18 protein-coding genes are annotated in these 18,373 nt (G+C 63.0%); 6 read left to right on the top strand and 12 right to left on the bottom strand.

Annotated features, from left to right (window positions below; all coding sequences use genetic code 11):
* Window positions 1-19: 19 nt before the first annotated feature.
* From U5782_RS17585 to U5782_RS17595, 3 genes are all read right to left on the bottom strand, one after another.
* Window positions 20-1,228, bottom strand: a complete 1,209-nt coding sequence (locus U5782_RS17585) for an acetyl-CoA C-acetyltransferase (RefSeq protein ID WP_322045134.1) — start codon at window positions 1,226-1,228, stop codon at window positions 20-22.
* A 106-nt stretch (window positions 1,229-1,334) separates the two neighbouring features.
* Window positions 1,335-2,084 carry a 3-oxoacyl-ACP reductase FabG gene (locus U5782_RS17590; protein WP_322045135.1) on the bottom strand — a complete coding sequence of 250 codons (750 nt, stop codon included), beginning with the start codon at window positions 2,082-2,084 and terminating at the stop codon, window positions 1,335-1,337.
* Between the two features lie 27 nt (window positions 2,085-2,111).
* Window positions 2,112-3,005, bottom strand: a complete 894-nt coding sequence (locus U5782_RS17595) for a MaoC/PaaZ C-terminal domain-containing protein (protein ID WP_415914354.1) — start codon at window positions 3,003-3,005, stop codon at window positions 2,112-2,114.
* A 242-nt stretch (window positions 3,006-3,247) separates the two neighbouring features.
* Here U5782_RS17595 and U5782_RS17600 point away from each other — a divergent pair, with 242 nt between their 5' ends.
* The 3 genes from U5782_RS17600 (at window position 3,248) to U5782_RS17610 (ending at window position 6,188) form a co-directional block, all read left to right on the top strand.
* Complete coding sequence (locus U5782_RS17600; RefSeq protein WP_322045136.1) at window positions 3,248-4,399, top strand: acyl-CoA dehydrogenase family protein; 1,152 nt, start codon at window positions 3,248-3,250, stop codon at window positions 4,397-4,399.
* 209 nt (window positions 4,400-4,608) lie between these two features.
* Window positions 4,609-5,394 carry an IclR family transcriptional regulator gene (locus tag U5782_RS17605; RefSeq protein WP_322045137.1) on the top strand — a complete coding sequence of 262 codons (786 nt, stop codon included), beginning with the start codon at window positions 4,609-4,611 and terminating at the stop codon, window positions 5,392-5,394.
* 38 nt (window positions 5,395-5,432) lie between these two features.
* Complete coding sequence (locus U5782_RS17610) at window positions 5,433-6,188, top strand: IclR family transcriptional regulator (protein WP_322045138.1); 756 nt, start codon at window positions 5,433-5,435, stop codon at window positions 6,186-6,188.
* 59 nt (window positions 6,189-6,247) lie between these two features.
* Here U5782_RS17610 and U5782_RS17615 read toward each other — a convergent pair whose 3' ends face one another.
* The 7 genes from U5782_RS17615 to U5782_RS17645 form a co-directional block, all read right to left on the bottom strand.
* Window positions 6,248-7,012: an enoyl-CoA hydratase/isomerase family protein gene (locus U5782_RS17615; RefSeq protein ID WP_322045139.1), complete on the bottom strand. Its 765-nt coding sequence runs from the start codon at window positions 7,010-7,012 to the stop codon at window positions 6,248-6,250.
* A gap of 34 nt (window positions 7,013-7,046) precedes the next feature.
* Window positions 7,047-7,733: a nitroreductase family protein gene (locus tag U5782_RS17620; RefSeq protein WP_322045140.1), complete on the bottom strand. Its 687-nt coding sequence runs from the start codon at window positions 7,731-7,733 to the stop codon at window positions 7,047-7,049.
* 37 nt (window positions 7,734-7,770) lie between these two features.
* Window positions 7,771-8,937 (bottom strand): CaiB/BaiF CoA-transferase family protein, encoded by a 1,167-nt coding sequence (locus tag U5782_RS17625; protein WP_322045236.1) that lies wholly within the window; start codon window positions 8,935-8,937, stop codon window positions 7,771-7,773.
* Between the two features lie 2 nt (window positions 8,938-8,939).
* Window positions 8,940-10,178 (bottom strand): CaiB/BaiF CoA-transferase family protein, encoded by a 1,239-nt coding sequence (locus U5782_RS17630; RefSeq protein WP_322045141.1) that lies wholly within the window; start codon window positions 10,176-10,178, stop codon window positions 8,940-8,942.
* A gap of 73 nt (window positions 10,179-10,251) precedes the next feature.
* Window positions 10,252-11,418 (bottom strand): acyl-CoA dehydrogenase family protein, encoded by a 1,167-nt coding sequence (locus U5782_RS17635; RefSeq protein WP_322045142.1) that lies wholly within the window; start codon window positions 11,416-11,418, stop codon window positions 10,252-10,254.
* Window positions 11,419-11,445: 27 nt separating this feature from the next.
* The gene (locus tag U5782_RS17640) at window positions 11,446-11,907 is read right to left on the bottom strand and encodes a MaoC family dehydratase (RefSeq protein WP_321839035.1); all 462 of its coding nucleotides are present in this window, start codon (window positions 11,905-11,907) and stop codon (window positions 11,446-11,448) included.
* A gap of 76 nt (window positions 11,908-11,983) precedes the next feature.
* Window positions 11,984-12,871, bottom strand: coding sequence for a CoA ester lyase (locus U5782_RS17645; protein WP_322045143.1), 888 nt, complete (start codon window positions 12,869-12,871; stop codon window positions 11,984-11,986).
* 264 nt (window positions 12,872-13,135) lie between these two features.
* Between U5782_RS17645 and U5782_RS17650 the strand changes: the two genes are divergently transcribed.
* Window positions 13,136-14,521: an MFS transporter gene (locus U5782_RS17650; protein ID WP_322045144.1), complete on the top strand. Its 1,386-nt coding sequence runs from the start codon at window positions 13,136-13,138 to the stop codon at window positions 14,519-14,521.
* A gap of 69 nt (window positions 14,522-14,590) precedes the next feature.
* On the opposite strand, the gene U5782_RS17655 is transcribed toward U5782_RS17650, so the two are convergent.
* On the bottom strand, window positions 14,591-15,193 hold the full coding sequence (locus U5782_RS17655; RefSeq protein ID WP_322045237.1) for a TetR/AcrR family transcriptional regulator: 603 nt from the start codon (window positions 15,191-15,193) through the stop codon (window positions 14,591-14,593).
* Window positions 15,194-15,442: 249 nt separating this feature from the next.
* A complete protein-coding gene (locus tag U5782_RS17660; protein ID WP_322045145.1) occupies window positions 15,443-15,856 on the bottom strand; it encodes a YybH family protein in 414 nt (137 codons plus the stop codon).
* Window positions 15,857-16,062: 206 nt separating this feature from the next.
* Here U5782_RS17660 and U5782_RS17665 point away from each other — a divergent pair, with 206 nt between their 5' ends.
* Both U5782_RS17665 and U5782_RS17670 read left to right on the top strand, forming a co-directional pair.
* Window positions 16,063-17,496, top strand: a complete 1,434-nt coding sequence (locus U5782_RS17665; RefSeq protein ID WP_322045146.1) for an MmgE/PrpD family protein — start codon at window positions 16,063-16,065, stop codon at window positions 17,494-17,496.
* A gap of 82 nt (window positions 17,497-17,578) precedes the next feature.
* The gene (locus tag U5782_RS17670; protein WP_322045147.1) at window positions 17,579-18,358 is read left to right on the top strand and encodes an SDR family oxidoreductase; all 780 of its coding nucleotides are present in this window, start codon (window positions 17,579-17,581) and stop codon (window positions 18,356-18,358) included.
* The last annotated feature ends 15 nt before the right edge of the window (window positions 18,359-18,373 follow it).

Consider the following 18,373-nt stretch of genomic DNA (forward strand, 5'->3'; position numbering starts at 1 on the left):
GTATTCCGTCTTCGAAGTCTTATACGGCGCGCTCGACGATCATCGCGATGCCCTGGCCGCCGCCGATGCACATCGTCTCCAGCCCATAGCGCGCCTTGCGGCGCTGCATCTCGTGCAACAGCGTGGTCATGATGCGCACACCCGTGGCGCCCACCGGATGGCCCAGCGAAATCCCCGAGCCGTTGACGTTCAGGCGATCTTCCAGCGCCTCCATCGAACTGCCCCAGCCCGAAACGCAGGCCAGCGCCTGGCAGGCGAAGGCTTCGTTGAGTTCGATCAGGTCCATCTGGTCGAACGTCAGCCCCGTGCGGGCGAGCAACTTCTGCACCGCCGGCACCGGCCCGATACCCATGCGCGCCGGGTCGCAGCCCGCCGCGGCCCAGCCGACCAGCCAGCCCATCGGCGTCAAGCCCAGTTCTTCGAGCTTGTCTTCCGCGACGATCAGGCAGGCGGCGGCCGCGTCGTTCTGCTGGCAGGCGTTGCCCGCCGTGACCACGCCGTCCTTCATGACGGGTTTGAGCCTCGCGAGGCTCTCTACCGTCGTCTCGCCGCGCACACCTTCGTCCTTGCTCACGATCACGGCGTCGCCCTTGCGCTGCGGCACCGCCACGGACACGAGTTCCGCGTCCAGCTTGCCCGCCGCCTGAGCCGCCGCCGCACGCTGATGGCTGCGCGCGGCAAAGCGGTCGGACGCTTCGCGCGAAATGCCATATTCGCGCGCCAGCGTCTCCGCGGTCTCGATCATGCCGCTGATGCGGCCAAAACGCTCCTCCGGCTGCGAGCGCTCGCGGCCGCGATCCAGGCGGTCATGAAATTTGACCGAGCCCGCGCGTTTGCCCCAGCGCATATCGGTGGTGTAGTACTCGACGTTGCTCATGCTTTCCACGCCGCCTGCCAGCACGACGTCGGCCGCGCCGGTCTGCACCATCATGGCCGCCGTGGCGAGCGCCTGCACGCCGCCGCCGCAACGCCGATCGAGCTGCATACCTGCCACCTCGATCGGCAAGCCGGCCTGCAACGCGACCCAGCGGCCCGTGCACGGCGTTTCTCCGCTGGCATAACTCTGGGCGAAGACGACGTCGTCGATTCGCGCTGCGTCGATGCCCGTGCGCGCCACGATCGCGCGCGCCACGGTTGCGCCCAACTCCTCGACGGGAACGCCCTTCAACGCCCCGCCGAATGCGCCCACGGGCGTGCGCAGCGGGGAGACGATGGCTGCTCGTTTCATTTGAATTGCCTCTTGAATCACTGAAGAGTTTCGAAGCCAGCGTCGGTTTGCCCTGCGCTGGCCGTTGTCATGAATGTTTGTCTTGAACGTCGATGCGCGTTCGCGATCAGCCGTAGCGGCCGCCCGTGACGTGCAACACCTCGCCGCTGATGAAGCCTGCGCGCTCGCTGGCGAGGAACGCGACGGCGTCGGCGATATCATCGGGACGTCCCACGCGCTTGATCGGCTGCGCGGCCACGGCGCGCTCCTTGATGGTTTCGTAGGTCGGCAGCGCCTGCACCATTTCCGTTTCCATGAAGCCCGGCGCCACGCAGTTCGCCGTGATGCCGTAGCGTCCTTCTTCCATCGAAAGCGCCTTCGCCATGCCGATCAACCCGGCCTTCGCGGCGGAGTAATTCGCCTGCGTCGGGTTGCCAAGATGCGCGCGCGAACTGATGTTGATGAGACGCCCCCAGCCCTGCTCGATGAAATGCGGCATGACCGCTTTCGCAGCCAGAAAAGCACCCTTGAGCATGACCGTCATGACGAAGTCCCAGTCGTCCTCGCTCATCTTGACGAGGTACTTGTCGCGCGGCGCGCCGGCGTTGTTGACCAGAATATGCACGCCGCCGAAATGCGCCACGGTTTCATCGACGAGACGCTGCACGTCGGCGGCCTGCGTGATATCGCCCACTACGCAGTGCGCGGCCAGGCCTTCGTCTCGCAGCGATTTCGCGGTGGCCTGCGCGAGTTCCGCATTGATATCGGTGATAACGACGCTCGCGCCTTCCTGTGCGAGCCTGCGCGCCGTGGCGGCGCCCAGTCCGCGTGCCGAACCGGTGACAATCGCCACCTTGCCGCTCAAACCCAGATCCATTTTCCAGACTCCTAACTATTGTGATGTTCAGGTCAGATCGACCCGCGCGTTGTTCAAAACGATCACGCCGCGCTCAAGCGCCGTGACGCGCAGCGACACCGTGCTGCCACGCACCCACATCTCGGTGCGCAGCGTGTCGCCGGGCCACGCCGGCGCCGTGAAGCGCACGCGCATGCCGGTGAAATGCGTGTCGTCGTAAGCCAGCACCGCGCGCAGCACGGCATGCGCCGCCACGCCCATGAGCGCCATGCCGTGCAGGATCGGGCGAGCGAAACCCGCCGCCGCAGCCACGGCCGGATCGGCATGCAAGGGATTCAGGTCGCCGCTCAAGCGGTAAATCAAGGCGAGTTGGGCGGGCGTGGCCAGATCGCACACGAAATCGGGCGCGCCCTCGGGCGTCGCGTGCGGTGCGGGCGGCGCGCCCGCGCTGCCGCCTTCGCCAAAGCCGCCGTCACCGCGCAGCAGGCTCAACTGCGTCACGGTGGCAAGCAACTGGCCCGTTTCGGCATCGGCGATGTCGCGCGTTTGCTGCAGGAAAGCGCCTTTGCCCTCCCCTTTGTCCCACAGGCCGGTGATGCGGGTCGCGCCCTTAACGCGGCCGCTGGCAGGCAGCGGCGCATGGAGGCGGATTTCCTGCTCGGCATGCAAAAGCTTTTGCCAGGTGATGCCGGTATCGGGCTCGCGTGCCCAGAAACCCGGATAAGCCAGCACGTTTGCCATCGTCGGCACGGCGCGCAGCGACTCGCCGTCCTTGCCCTCGTAGACATAGCGCAATTGCCCGGCGTCGAGAGGATCGGTGCCCAGGCCCAGACCCAACGCGTAGAGCTGGGTATCGCGCCGGGAAAACGCGTGTTCGACGACAGGAAACGGACGTGCCAGAAGTTGGGCGGGATTGAGCGACGTGGTGGGCATGGCAGGCATGACGGTGTTGAGGATTAGCCCCCACGATGAAACCGGCCGCTTTCCCGGTCAACGGGTTTGCACCGAGCGTTCCGTACCTTGGCACGACGCACGGGCGCCAACGTAGGTGCCGCATCGCGAACGCCTCTTGCCTGGCGCAGCGACGCCATTCCATTTCCCGGAACAGGCGGCGCAAAGGCGTTGCCTCGCTCGCATGGCTGACGCAGCATGGGCCATCTTCATTCATCGATTGAACAGCCGACATGATTCGCGATCAGGAAACGCTCAACGGATTACTCGACACCATCGCCCGCTTCGTGCGCGAACGCCTCGTACCCAACGAGGAGCGCGTGGCCGAAACCGACGAAATCCCCGCCGACATCGTGGCCGACATGAAGGCGATGGGCTTGTTCGGCCTCACCATTCCCGAGCGCTTCGGCGGCCTCGAACTCACGATGGAAGAAGAGGTGCTGGCCGTCTTCGAACTGTGCCGCGCTTCACCGGTATTCCGCTCGCTGCTGGGCACGACGGTGGGCATCGGCTCGCAGGGGATTCTGTTCGACGGCACGCCCGAGCAGCAGGAGAAATACCTGCCGCGCCTTGCGACCGGCGAGTTGATCGCCTCGTTCGCGTTGACCGAACCGGAGTCTGGCTCCGACGCGGCGTCCCTGCGCACCACCGCGATCAGGGACGGCGACCACTACGTGGTCAATGGCACCAAACGCTTCATTACCAACGCGCCGCAAGCGGGCATCTTCACGCTGATGGCACGCACCAACCCGGAAGAAAAGGGATCGGGCGGCATCTCCGCATTTATTGTCGATGCCAGCACGCCCGGCATCGGCTTTGGCAAACGCGACAAGAAGATGGGACAGAAAGGCGCGCATACCTGCGACGTGATCTTCGACAACGTGCGCGTGCCCGCCGCAAACCTGATTGGCGGCAAGGAAGGCCAGGGCTTCAAGACCGCGATGAAAGTGCTGGACAAAGGCCGCATCCACATCGCCGCCGTGTGCGTGGCGGTGGCCGAACGCATGCTGTCGATGGCGCTGTCCTACGCGATGGAGCGCAAGCAGTTCGGCGAGCGCATTGCTGACTTCCAGCTGGTGCAGGCAATGCTGGCAGACAGCCGCGCGGAAATCTACGCGGCGCGCAGCATGGTGCTGGACGCCGCGCGGCGTCGCGACGACAAGCTGCCCGTGAGCACCGAAGCATCCTGCGCCAAGCTGTTCGCGTCGGAAATGTGCGGTCGCGTGGCCGACCGAGCGGTGCAGATTTTCGGCGGCGCGGGCTACATGGCCGAATACGGCATCGAGCGCTTTTACCGTGACGTGCGCCTCTTCCGCATTTACGAAGGCACAACGCAGATCCAGCAGATCGTGATCGCTCGCAACATGATCCGCGAGGCGCAGTAACCCTGTCCGGACATTGCGCCGTCTCGCGAAACAGGCGGCGATCGCGCCCTTACAGCTATCGCCGCCCCTGCGTCCGACACAAAGGAGTAAACCCCAATCGACATGGCAAGGTGCGAGAATTCTAATGATCGTTAGTTTGGTGACTGTGCTCGCCATGCGCTTCCCAGAGACAGATCATGTATTGCTCGAATTCTTCTGATGTTCCTTCCATGACCGAAACTCGTGCGGATAAACACGGCCCGGTCGTGACGCCCTTTGCGCGCGCACTGGCCATGCTGAGTGCGTTTACGCCCGTCGAGCGCTGGCTCTGCAATAGCGATCTCTCGGAGCGCACTGGCATTCCGGCTTCGACGGTGACGCGACTGACCCGCACGCTGGTCGCTGCGGGCTATCTTTGCTGCGATAGCGGCAAAAGGCGTTTCCGCCTCGGGCCGTCGGCGTTGGCGCTGGGGTACCGCGCCGCTGCCGACATCGAGATCCACGAAGTCGCCCATCAACGCATGCACCTGTTCGCCGAGCGCCATCAGGTGCATGTTCATCTCTGCGCCCGCAACCGGCTCGATGTGGTCGTGATCGACAGTTGCTGCACCAGCACCATTCCGGCCTCGTTGCAACCAGCGATCGGCACGCGGTTGGCGCTTGCGTCGACGGCGGCGGGCTGGGCGTTGCTCGCCAGTCTCCCCGATGGCGAGCGCGACTATCTGCTCAGAAGCGCCGCACTGCAACCTTCGCGCGACCGCAGCGCGAGCATGAACCGCCGCCCCAGCGAAGCCATTGGCCAGGTGCGCGAAGAAGGCTTCTGCGTCGCGCTCGGGCAGTCGGGGCAACCCATGACGATGGTGGCCGCCCCGGTTCAATTGCCCGGCGAGTCGCCGCTGGCGGTCAGTTGCATGGGGCCATCCATGCTCGTCGGCCGGGCGCGCAGCGAGCGCGAACTGGGCCCGGCGCTGGTGCGCATGGCGCAGGAAATCCAGCATTCGAGGGCCTTGTCATGAACGCGCGCACTCGCCATTCAAGCGACAACCCGACGCTGATGACCGTGGAACGCGGGCTGGAAGTCCTACGCGCGTTTCGCTCGAGTCGCGCGCCGCTGAGCAATGCCGAACTGGTCCGGCGCACCGGGCTTTCCAAAGCCACGGTTTCGCGCTTGACGTCCACCTTGATCCAGTCCGGTTTCCTGCGGCTCGTTCCGGGCAGGCGCGAATTCGAACTCTCGATCGGCGCGCTGGGAATCGGCCATGCTTATCTGGCGACCAACGAGCTTCTCCAGTCGGCGCAACCGCTCATGCAGGAGCTGGCCGACCGCCTGGATGTTTCGGTCGCGTTGGGTATCCAGGATGGCATCGACATGCTGTATGTCGATTACCGGGTGAGCCGCAAGGTCGCTACGCTGCGGCTGGGCATAGGCTCCGTATTGCCCATGAGCACCACATCGATAGGCAGAGCGTATTTGTGGGGTCTGCCCGAAGATGCGCGCGAGCCCCTGATCGAGGAGCACAAGCGACGTGCCGGAGCGCAAGGCGAGGCGCTGGAGCACGCCATCCGCGCATCGTTTTCCGAACTCGAATCCACTGGCACATGCGCCGTATTGGGCGGCTTCCAGCGCAGCACGTTTGGCGTGGCGCTGCCCGTGCGGCTGGGCCGCGACCGCACGCTCATGAGCCTTAGCTGCGGTAAGGCGGATGTCGATTTCAATCTGGAAGCCGAGCGCGATCGTATCGCTCCAGTGCTCAGGGATACGGCTGGACGTCTGGAAGCTCACCTGGCGCACTGCGATAGCGGTCTCTAACTGAGTCGGACACGCCGCTTACTGAAGCGGCGTGCAGCGCTTGCGAGATACAGCGCGAGTCAAGTCCCGGCAAAACCGCGCACGCCCGCCTCCAGCGATGGCGACTGCATCCGGTAGCAGTGCTGGATCCAGCGTTCGTAGCGCAAACCATCGGCAAGCGGCAGTTCCATCGAACGGCGCGCCATCTGCTTCATGTAGGCGAGCGCAAGCGCGTCGGCCTGAGCGATTTCCCTGGCCAGTTCCAGCGTGGCCGCTTCCAGGTGCGCAGCAGGCACGGCCTGCACGGCGAGACCGAGCGCGAGCGCTTCGCTGCCCGTCATGCGCCGGCCCGTCACCAGATAGAACATGGCGCGCTGCAACCCCAACCTGCGCGGCAAGCGCTGCGAACTGCCGCCGCTTGGCAGCAGATTGCGGCGAATATGTTCGTCGCCGAGTTGCGCAGCTTCGTCGACGATCGCCAGATCGCAAGCCAGCATCAGCTCGAACCCTCCCGCCACGGCGTAACCGTTGACGCTGGCCAGCACAATCTGAGGGGCGGCCTCAAGGCGCTCGTAGGTGTCCTGCATCAGGTCCTGATGGCGCATGTGCGCGGCTCGATCGTCCAGCACGCCGCTCGCGAGCCACTTGAGGTCGTTGCCCGCACAGAAGGCGCGGCCACTGCCGCGCATCACCAGCACCTTGACCTTGCTTGCCGCCGCTGCGCAATCGCGCACCGCCTCGTTCAAGGCCTGCAAGGTGGGCCCGTCGAGCGCGTTCATGCGCTCGGGCCGCTCCAGCGTGAGGCGGCGCACCTGCGGTGCGGGTTCGTCGATCGACACGGTCATGGCGCTGCCCTCCTTGTCGGGTGACGCGCCGCGCTCACGCGAAGCGCGCGAGGTCGTCGACGCCCGCACGCGTGGTGCGGAACTGGTTGACCGGATGCTCGACTTCGGCGTAACCGAACGAAATGCCGCAGATCATCTGCTGCGTATCGGGAATGTCGAAATACTCACGCACGAAATGCGCGTGGCGAGCCAGCGCGCCTTGCGGCGTAGTCGCCACGCCGTGCGCATGAGCCGCCAGCAGGAATGCGGAAATGAAGCCGCCCGCATCCACGAGTGCATACGGTCCCAGCGCGACCGGCACCGTGACGATGGCCACGTGCGGCGCGTCGAACATGCGGAAGTTGCGCAATGCCTGCTCGGTGCTGCGCTCGGTGTCCTTCGGCCCGATGCCCAGGGACGAATACAGCGCGATGCCCGCGCCGCGCCGGCGCTCGCCGTAGATGCCGTCGTAGCGCGGCGGAAACGGCAAATCGGATTCGTTTTCCGGGTGGCTGCGCGCGCGCGCCATCAGCGCTGCGCGAAATCTTTCGGTGCTTTCAAGTGTTTCCGTGATGACCAGTTGCCACGGTTGCACATTGCACCACGAGGCCGAACGGCCCGCCATGCTGACAATGCTGCGGATCAGCGCGGCGTCCAATGCCTTGTTCTGATAGGCGCGGCAAGTGAAGCGGCCGTCCGTCAAGCGGTCGAATGCCGCGAGATCAGGAGTATGCGATGTCATTTTGGAGGAATCCTTATCTATTCGGGACACGGTGCGTTCAGATGAACGTGCCCTGTGCGCGCCAGGCTTCGATACGCTCGTCGGGCAGCCAGGCCTGCAATGCGGCGATGGCGTTGTCGGTGTTCAGTGGCGCGGGGGCGTCGGGCCGTGCAGCAGGCGTGCGTGAAAAGCGCGGGCCAGGCGCCGGATGCGTCACGCCGTCCAGATCGACAAAGGTGCCGCGCGCCTGGAGGTGCGGATGCAATGGCGCTTCGTCGAAGTCGAGCACGGGCGCAAGACACACATCCAGTTCGCCGAGTTCCCGCGCCCATTCGTCTCGCGTGCGCTCCCTGAAGCGGGCGGCCAGCACCTGCTTGGCCTCGGGCCAGCGCTCGCGGTTCATCGGGTCCTGCAAGAGCGGATGATCCTGCAAGCCAAGCTTGTCGAGCAGGAGCTTGTAGAACTTGCTCTCGATCGGCCCGATGCTGATGTACTTGCTGTCCGCGCAGGCATACACCTCGTAAAACGGCGCGCCGGTATCGAGCAGATTGGTGCCGCGCTCCTTGCTGAGCATGCCCGCCGCGTGCAGGCCCATGGTGACCGTCATGATCGACGCGACGCCGTCTACCATCGCCGCATCCACCACCTGGCCCTGCCCGCTGCCGCGCGCTTCCAGAATGCCCGCGAGCAGCCCGAACGCCAGATACAACGAACCGCCCGCATAGTCGCCCAGGACATTGAGCGGCGGCGTGGGCGCCTGTCCGGCCCGGCCCATGGCGTGCAGAGCGCCCGTGATCGAGATGTAGTTCAGATCGTGCCCGGCCACTTGGGACAGCGGGCCGTCCTGGCCCCAACCGGTCACGCGGCCGTAGACTAGACGCGCATTGCGCGCCAGGCACGTGTCGGGCCCAAGACCCAGACGCTCCATGACGCCGGGGCGAAAGCCTTCGATCAGCGCATCGGCGTCGGCAATCAACTCCATCACCATCTCGACAGCGGCGGGATCTTTCAGGTCGACGCGAATGGATTTGCGATTACGCAGGCCCAGATCGAACTGCACGGGGCGCGGCGCGCCCAGGCCCGAGGGTTCCTTGCGGTCAACCCGGATCACCGTGGCGCCCAGGTCGGCCAGGAACATGGCGGCGAGCGGCCCCGGACCAATGCCCGCAATTTCGACGATCTTGATGCCCGCGAGCGGGCCCTTGCGGGATGGCGCAGCAGGCATCATCAAATCACTCCTTCGTCACGCAATTGCTGCAAACGCTGCTCCGGTAATTTGAGCAGGCTGCGATAGATTTCGTCATTGGACTCGCCCAGCTCCTGCGCGGGCTGATCGAACTGCGCCGGCGTTTTCGAGAACTTGATCGGCAGCCCCATGCCCATGGCGTCGACATCGGCGAGCCCCGGATGCTCGAGCTTCACCACCGCGCCGCGGGCCTGCAGCACCGGGTCCTTGAGCACGTCGAGCGGCGAGCGCACCGCAGCGGCCGGCACGCCGCGCTTTTCCTGCAATTCGCGCACGACTTCCTCCGTGCTGCGCTCGCGCGTCCAGGCCTCGATGATGGCGTTGATTTCGGCCGCATGGTTCATGCGCGGGCCACGGGTGGCGTAGCGCTCGTCCGTCGCCATGTCGGGCCGGCCCACGGCTTCCATCAGGTTGCGGAACCACTCGGGCTGAAAGGCCACCATCGCCACGTTGCCGTCACGCGTGCTATACACACCGAACGGCACGAGACGATCATGGAAGTTGCCCGATCGCTTGGGATAGCCATGGCCGATGAACACGTCGAAATGCTCTTCGGCCACCATCGAAGAAAGACAATCGAGCATGGAAACCTGCACGCATTGTCCTTCGCCCGTTCTGCCCCGATGGATCAGCGCGGCAAGAATTCCGTTGACGGCGTAGAGCGGCGCGACCAGATCGGCCATCGGCAGGCCCGAGCGCGTGGGCGGGCCGTCGGCGAAACCGGTCACGTCCATGATGCCGGACAGCGCCTGCACGATGATGTCCATGCCTTTGAGGTTCGGGTACGGACTGGGCTCGCCGAAAGCCTTGATGGACGCGTAGACGATCCGCGGGTTGACTTCGCGCACGCTGTCGTAGTCCACGCCCAGGCGCGCCGTGACGCCTTCGCTGGCGTTCTCGATCACGACGTCGGACTCGCGCACGAGATCCATGAACAGCGCGCGGCCCTGCTCCGATTTCAGATCGAGCGTGATGCTTTTCTTGTTGCGCGCGCGATTGAGGATCGTGAGCGACACCTCGTCCTCGCGCCGCACGCCGAAGTGAATCCCTTCCTTGCCCACATACGGCGGATTATTGCGCGCGATATCGCCGCCGCCAGGCGACTCGATCCGGATCACTTCGGCGCCCATGCCACCTAGCAGGAGCGACCCATACGGCCCGGCGAGCGCGACGGTCAAGTCGAGAACGCGGATACCTTCCAACGGTCTTGTTGCGGACATGCTTGTCTCCTCTCGGCCCGGGTTCGCGTGCCGCCCCGGGGCCTGCGCGTTAGCGCGATGCTCAATGCTGTGTCTAGTATGACTTCGGCAAGCCAAGCTTGCGCTCGGCGATATTCGACAGAATCAGTTGCGGCGTCACGGGCGCGATGTAGCCAATCCACGCTTCGCGCATGAAGCGCTCGACGTGATACTCCTTCGCGTAACCAAAGCCGCCGTGCGTGAGAATCGACGTCTGGCAGGCGTTCATGCACGCTTCGGACGCCAGCAGCTTCGCGGCATTGGCTTCGGAGCCGCAGGGCAAGCCTTTGTCGTAGAGGTCGGCGGCGGCAAAAATCATATGATTCGCCGCTTCCAGTTCCGCCCAGTTGCGTGCCAGCGGATGCTGAACGCCCTGATTCTGGCCAATCGGACGGCCGAACACGACGCGCTCCTTCGCATACTGCGTCGCCAGTTTGAGCACGGCGCGACCGATGCCGACCTGCTCTACCGCCACCAGTACACGCTCGGCATTCATGCCGTGGAAGATGTAGCTCAGCCCCTTGCCTTCCTCGCCGATCAATTCGTCTTTAGATACCGGTAGATCGTCGATGAAGAGTTCGTTCGTATCGACGGCGGCACGGCCCAGCTTGTCGATCTCGCGAATGTCGACATAGTTGCGATCGAGCTTCGTGTAGAACAGGCTCAGCCCTTCGCTGTGCTTCTTGACCTGGTCGATCGGCGTGGTGCGCGCGAGAATCAGCATGTGATCCGCGACCTGCGCCGTCGAGATAAACACCTTCTTGCCTGAGAGCAGATAGTTGCCGTCCGCCTGCTTTTTCGCCACCACCTTGAGCTTCGTGGTGTCGAGCCCGGTATCCGGCTCCGTGACCGCGAAGCACGCCTTATGCTCGCCGCGCGAAAAAGGCGGCAGCCACGCCTGCTTCTGCGCTTCGGTGCCGAAATGCACGACCGGTTGCAAGCCGAAGATATTCATGTGAATGGTGGACGCAGCCGCCTGGCCGCCACATTCGGCCACCGTGCGCATGAACAGCGCCGCCTCCGTCACGCCCAGGTTGGCACCGCCCACTTCTTCCGGCATGCAGATACCGAGCCACCCGCCACTCGCGACGGCTTCGAAGAACTCGTGCGGAAACTCGTGGTTCTTGTCCTTGTTGCGCCAGTATTCGAGCGGGAAGTCCGAGCAGATTTTTTGCGCGGCATCGACAATGGCATGCTGATCGGCACTCAGTTGGTAGTCCATATCTTCACTCTTTATGAACGTATGCAATCAGGCCGCTTGTGCGGGACGCAGCATCATCAGGCCGGTGCGTACCGCCGTGCACACGATTTCGTCACGCTGGTTCTTCGCCACGTGCTTGAAGGTGACGATACCCGAATCCGTACGGCTCTTCGACAGACGTGTTTCAAGAATCTCGGTTTCGACGCGAATCGTGTCGCCGTGGAACGTCGGCTTGGGGAAAGCGATTTCGCCGAAACCCAGATTGCCTAGCGTAGTGCCGAGCGTCGTTTCGTATACCGTGATACCCGCCACGAGCGCCAGCAAAAACATGCTGTTGACAAGACGCTGACCGTAAAAGGTGTTCTTGCTGTATTCCGCGTCGATATGCAGCGGCGCGCAGTTATAGGTCATCGCCGAAAACAGGATGTTGTCGGTCTCGGTCACCGTGCGGCGGATCGCGTGCTCAATCACCATGCCCGGTTCAAATTGTTCGAAATAAAGGCCTGCCATTTTGTCTGTCTCCTGTGTGAGCCCGCGTCGGCGCTTGAGCGCCTCACGCTGGCTTCGATTAAGTCGCGGTGCGCAATCAGCCGTTGAATGACTGCGCAAGTTCGATGATTTCGCGCGCAGTCTTCGCGTGAGCAATGTCGATGTGCTCGCCGTCGTAGATGCACGAGGCGCGGCCTTCGGCCTGAGCCTTGTCCAGGGCGTCGATCATCCCCTGATAGAACGCCACTTCTTCCTCGCCGGGGCTATAGGCCCGGTTGACGATCTCCACGTTGGACGGGTGCAGCACCAGTTCGCCGCTCATGCCCAGTTGACGGTCGTTGGCCGCCGACACTTTCAGTCCGTCGAGATCGTGCACCTGCTGCCACACGCCGCCGATCGGCAATTTGCCCGCGGCGCGCGCCGCCATGACAACACGCGATTTGAGGTATTGGGTTTCGCGACCATTGAGTGACCAGACTGTCTTGAGTGCACGGGCCACATCGGCGTTTTTCGCGGTCGCGCCCACGATTGCCGGCACACGATCGTGTTGCGCGATTTCGTAGGCCAGTTGAAGCGAACGGGCGGTCTCCAGCAGCGGGATCACCTTCGTGTGCCCCACTTCGACACCCGCGCGATATTCGGCCTCGGCCAGCATCGACGCAACCGTATGGATGTCTTCAGGACCACAGGGCTTGGAGATCACGATGCCCTCGACCACCGGACTGACGATAGCGAGGATGTCGTCGAAGTCGTAGAGATGGGCGCTGCGGTTGATACGCACCCAGATTCGCTGCTTCTGCTCGGCCAGCCAGCCAAGCTTCGACTTGACGATCTCGCGCGCCTCGACCTTCTGCGCGGGCGGCACGCTGTCTTCCAGATCCAGGATCAGCGCATCGGCCCGGGAGGTGATGGACTTTTCGATCCACGTGGGCTTGTTGCCCGGAACAAAAAGGAAGGAACGTATGGGTTTCATCTGCGTCGTCATGTCTATCTCGGCCTGTCGGTGAATTCAAGTGTCAGGTTTTACCTAACAACTGGTAGTTAGTTTCGACGTAAGCGAAACGGCTGTCATTGGGGGTTTACACCAACACATCGAATCAGCCGCGGATGCTGCGCCGCGCCAACCCGGCGCGTTTTTCACGGCTTATGGATAACACTCATGGAACATCACCTCCCTGCGCACCACACTACCGAACAAACATTAGGTAGTTAAATCGCATGATCATTGATCGAGCAAATTGGAGGCGAGATGAAGAACCCCGCACAAGACATACCGACGCAAACCGCCGATAGCACCGATCCGGTGCTATCGATACCCCACCGGGTTCGGGTCGCACACGACAGCAAACTAGCCTGGTACATTCTGGCGGTGCTGACCCTCACCTATTCGCTCGCTTACATCGACCGTCAAATCCTCAACCTGCTGGTCGAGCCGATCAAGCATTCGTTGGCGATCTCGGACACGCAATTGAGTCTGGTTCAAGGTATTGCATTCATTGCCGCCTACCTGGTCGCGTCGCCGTTATTCGGACGGCTGGTCGATCTGACCAACCGTCGCAATCTGCTCGTCGTGTGCATCTGTCTTTGGTGCGTATTCACGGCGTTGTGCGGGAGGGCCGATACGTTCGAAGGGCTGTTCATCGCGCGCCTGGGCGTGGGCGCCAGTGAAGCCTGTGTCTTTCCCCTCGCGCTCTCCGTTATCGCCGACTGCTTTTCAGCTAAAAAAATGGCGCGTGCGATGAGCTTTTTCGTGCTCGGGCCGATGCTGGGCGGCGGCCTTTCGCTCGTGGCCGGCGGCTTCGTGATCCAGTTTGCGCACACGCTTCATCAGCAGTTCCCTATCCTCGCGCAATTCCAGACGTGGCAGCTCGCGTTTGTACTGGTTGGATTGCCGGGCATACTCTTCGCGCTGCTCGTGCTGGCTACGGTCCGCGAACCGGTGCGCAGCAGTGTCAAGAGCGAACGAGTCGACGAGCGACATTTCACGACCGGCGATTCGGCCAATTGGCTCTGGCAGCGAAGGGGGTTTTATGTGCGGATATTGCTCGGTGTCGGCATGCTGGCGATCGTTGTGCTCGGCATGCCCGCGTGGATGCCAACTTATCTGATTCGCGCACACGGCATGCCCGCAGCCGCAGTGGGGTTCCGCTTCGGCTTGCTGGTCGTTGGCTTCGGCATAGCCGGCGCGCTTAGCGGACCGTGGGTCGCACGCCAGCTAGAGCGGCGCGGCTATACCGATGCGCCGCTGCGCACCGCAGCTTTCGCGATGATTCCCATGATGCTGTGCTGCGCGGCCATCCCCTTTGCCCCCGGCACGTCGGGCGCGCTCGCGGCAGCCGCGGGCACCGTGTTTTTCTTCAGCCTGCCCACCGGTTGTATGAGCGCGGCGCTGCAACTGGTCGCGCCAAGCCGCATGCGTGGCACCGTCGGCGCGATCTATTCGTTCGTTGCGCAATTGATCGGTTTTGGCGCTGGCCCAACGCTGATCGCCATGTTGACCGATCATGTATTTGGCAATCCTAAGATGGTCGGCCAGTCGATTGCCATTGTGTGCTCGATCGCGTCGGTGCTTGCGGCGTGGCTGCTCTTTACCGCGCTGCCGCACTATCGCCGGCTGCTGGCTGAAGCCATCTAAAGGTCCCAGGCGCGCCTGGCGGATAGACAGACGTCGCGCCATGCAATGCGCGACGTCAACGATGCAGGTTCAGGAGGACGCGCTCAGTTCTTTCTTGCGGGAGCGCCGCGGCCGGGTCGCCGGTGCGGCGCCCTCGAAGAACATCGTGATGAACTGGTCGGCGATCTTGTCGAGCGATCCCTTCTTGGGATCGAACCAGGTTTGCACTGAATTGATGAAACCAAGAACGAAGACGCGGCTGAGCGCGATATCGATATCTTCGCGCAGATAGCCTTCCGTGCGAAGGTCGTCGAAAACCGTCGTCCACAACTGCTGGTGCCGCTCGCGTCGCTTGATCTGGCGCTCGCGCACGCTGTCCGGCAACTGGGTCAACAGGCGATTATGGGCCAGGGCGTAATCGCCAAACTTGATCAGCGCGCTCATCTGCCCAACCAGCGCCGCCTTGAAGCGGTCCACGGCATTCGCATCGGCGGGCAAGCCTTCGAAGTGTTCGTTGATGTGCTGGACGATGCTCTGCGCACCATGCTCCATGACCACGTCAACGAGTTCTTCCTTCGACGAAAAGTGATAGTAGATACTCGCGGCCTCGATACCGGCCTGATCCGCGATGACGCGCATTGTCGTGGCCGTATACCCCTGCGTTGCAAACAGCCGGGCCGCCAGCCGCAACAGCGTTTCTCGGGTATCTGCACTGGGATTTACATTTCGCTTTCGCACGTCTGTTTATCAGCTTTGCGCTGTCCTGTTCTTCGCTGCCGCCCGGTTGTGCGCCGCACAGCCGGTTTTTCGATTGCAAGGTTACCGTATTTTTTCTGCCCGGAACAGACGCGTTTTCACAGTACGGAACGCCACGCGAGGGTCCATTGACACGTGCGTTCCGGTGCGCAAAGTTCGATACCGTTGCCCCAGGTTGCGCGTCGACTAAATCGGCGGCGAGTCGGGCGTAGTCGAAAAATGATGCTGACGAATGCGCCATTCGCCGCCTTGCATCGTGATGGTAAGCGTCGTGCGCAGACGCGAATGCGAAAGCGTGCCGCCCGACAGCGCGAAAGAGAATTCGCCATAGCCCTGAGCCAGAAAGCAATCTTCTGCGAGCCAGATGAACGCCTGATCGACGAGTTTGAGCGTGGCCGATTCGATCACGCCTTCGTACGAAGCAAAATAGTCGCGAATCGCGCCAGCGCCCACAGAGTGCCCCGGTCGCCCGCCGAAGAATAGCGCGTCGCAGGTGTACACGCTCGTCAAACGATCCGTGTCCCACTGCGCCGCAGCGGCATTCCAGTTTGCCTCGATCGTGGCAAGCGCACGACGGGCGTCGTCGGTGGTCAGGAGCATCGGGATTTTTCCTTGTCAGTCAGCACGGCAAGCCGCCGCCATCGCATGATCTTGGCATCTTTCGCGCCCGATCCTAACATCCGTTAGCTCTCGTGCAAATAGATCTCCAGGGATTAATACGTATGGCGATTCATCGCATTTATCACAAAACTAACAATAGTTAGATTAACGCCAATCGATTGACGCGCACGCTCCTGGATTCCGCCATGCCCGAGACCATCGTTGAACAGCTCGCCCGATTCACCCATGAATCCCGGTTCGAACACTTGCCCGCCCATGTCATTGAAGAATGCAAACGCATCCTGCTCGATTCGATTGGCTGCGCGGTGGCCGCAACGGGCGAGCCGAAAGGCCGCATCGGCATTGACTATGCACGCGCGATGGGCGGCAACGGCGACGCAACGATCATGGGCACGAACACGAGAGCCTCGATTTTCGGCGCGGCATTCGCAAACGGTGAGCTGATCAACGCGCTCGACATGGACGCAGTCGTTCCGCCTGGCCATGTCACCCCTTATGTGCTGCCCGGCGCACTAGCCATCGCGGAAACGCGAAATGCGCCCGGCACGTCGCTGATCGAAGCGATTGCCTTGTCGCATGAAATGTCTTACCGGCTAGGCAAGGCGATGGATTATCTGCGCGACACGCGCGATGGCAAAGTCTCGCCGCCGCCCGTCTACGGATACAGCAGCACGGTTTTCGGCGCGACGGCGGCGATTATCAAGCTCAAGGCGCAGCCACCCGCCGTGCTCATCAACGCACTTGGCATTGCCGGCTGCATCTCGCCTGTGAATTCGCAGGTCGCCTGGTTCCAGCACGCGCCCAGTTCGACGATCAAATACCTGCTAGCCGGCGCACTCGTCCAGACAGCGATGACGGCCGCGCATATGGCGGAATTCGGTCATCGCGGCGACAGCCAGATTCTGGACGACCGCGAGTATGGCTTTCCTCGCTTCATCGGCACGCGCCGCTGGGAGCCCGAGCGCATCACGGCGAATCTCGGCAGCGATTGGCGCTTTCCCGCCGAGCAGGCCTATAAGCCTTATCCGCACTGCCGCATCCTCCATGCACTGCTCGACTGCCTTACGGAGATCGTCGAAACACACGACATCGCGCCTGCCGAGATCGACGGGATCAAGGCGTGGGTCGAAGGCTTCGTGGAGCAGCCGGTCTGGCTCAACCGTGAGATTGCCCACGTACACGATGCGCAGTTCAGCATTGCGCACGGCCTCGCACTCGGCGCACACCGTGTACCGCCGGGCAAAGCATGGCAGGACCCGGACCTGGTGTTCAGCGCATCGGTGATGAATCTGATGGACAAGGTCACACACGAAGCCCATCCGAACTATGTCGAACTGCTGAGCGGTCATGCGGCCAGCCGCCCCGCAAAAATCGAGGTCCAGGCGCGCGGCAAGACGTTCGTCGGGGAACGGCGCTATCCCAAGGGCAGTCCCTCGCCCGAGCCTGCCAGCTATCTGACTAACGAAGAGCTCGCCAGCAAATTTCGCCGCAACGCCGAAGACGTGCTGTCCACCGCACGCATCGACGACGTGATCGACATGGTCTGGAACCTGGAAAAGCTCGACAGCGTTGCATCACTCATGCACTTGCTCGGCCAGGATAGCAGACAAGCGGGTTGACCCATCCACATTTTCCACCACACCAAACCAGGAGACACATAGCGTGAACGCTGAATACAACAAAACAGGAACCCGTGACTGGATGATGCATTCGCCTATCAAGGGGCTCACCGCGCTCGTCGTGGGCGCGGGCAGCGGCATGGGCGAAGCGAGCGCGAAAGCCTTTGCGGCGAACGGCGGCGCGGTGGTCGTAGCCGATCTGCGTGCGGCAGAAGCCGAACGCGTTGCAGCCGACATTACGCGCGAGGGCGGTCTGGCGATTGCGGTCGCACTCGATGTCTCCCGCCAGGCGGACATCGATGCCGCCATAGCAAAAACGACGCAGAAGTTCGGCAAGCTCGACGTCGTCATCAATACGGCCGCGCTCGTGCGCTCCGGAATGCTCGAAAGCGTCTCGCTGGAGGACTGGCGCACGGGCTTCCAGGTGAATGTGGACGGCGCACTCATGGTCGCGCGCAGCGCGCTGCCGTGGCTCAAACAAAGCCCGCATGCTGCCATCGTGAACACCGCCTCGCTGGCCGGCGTACACGGCTATTCACAAGGCGGCGCTTACGGGCCCAGCAAAGCCGCGCTCATCACGCTGAGTCGCCAGATGGCGCACGAATGGGCGGCCTACGGTGTGCGCGTGAACGTCGTTCTGCCTGGCGTCATCGATACGCCGATGGCACGCGGTTCGGTGCCGCAGGAGATCCTCGACCAGCTTGCAAACATGCTGCCGATGAGCCGCGTTGGCCAACCCGAAGAAGTGGCGGACCTGATCGTCTATCTCGCGTCTCCCGCCGCGGGCTATATCACGGCCCAGGCAATCGCCTGTGACGGCGGCATGTCGCACATGATGTTCGCGAAGCCGATGGGGAAATAACACTGCGTTCCGTGC

It is taken from the genome of Paraburkholderia sp. J67, assembly GCF_905220265.1.
GTDB lineage: Bacteria > Pseudomonadota > Gammaproteobacteria > Burkholderiales > Burkholderiaceae > Paraburkholderia.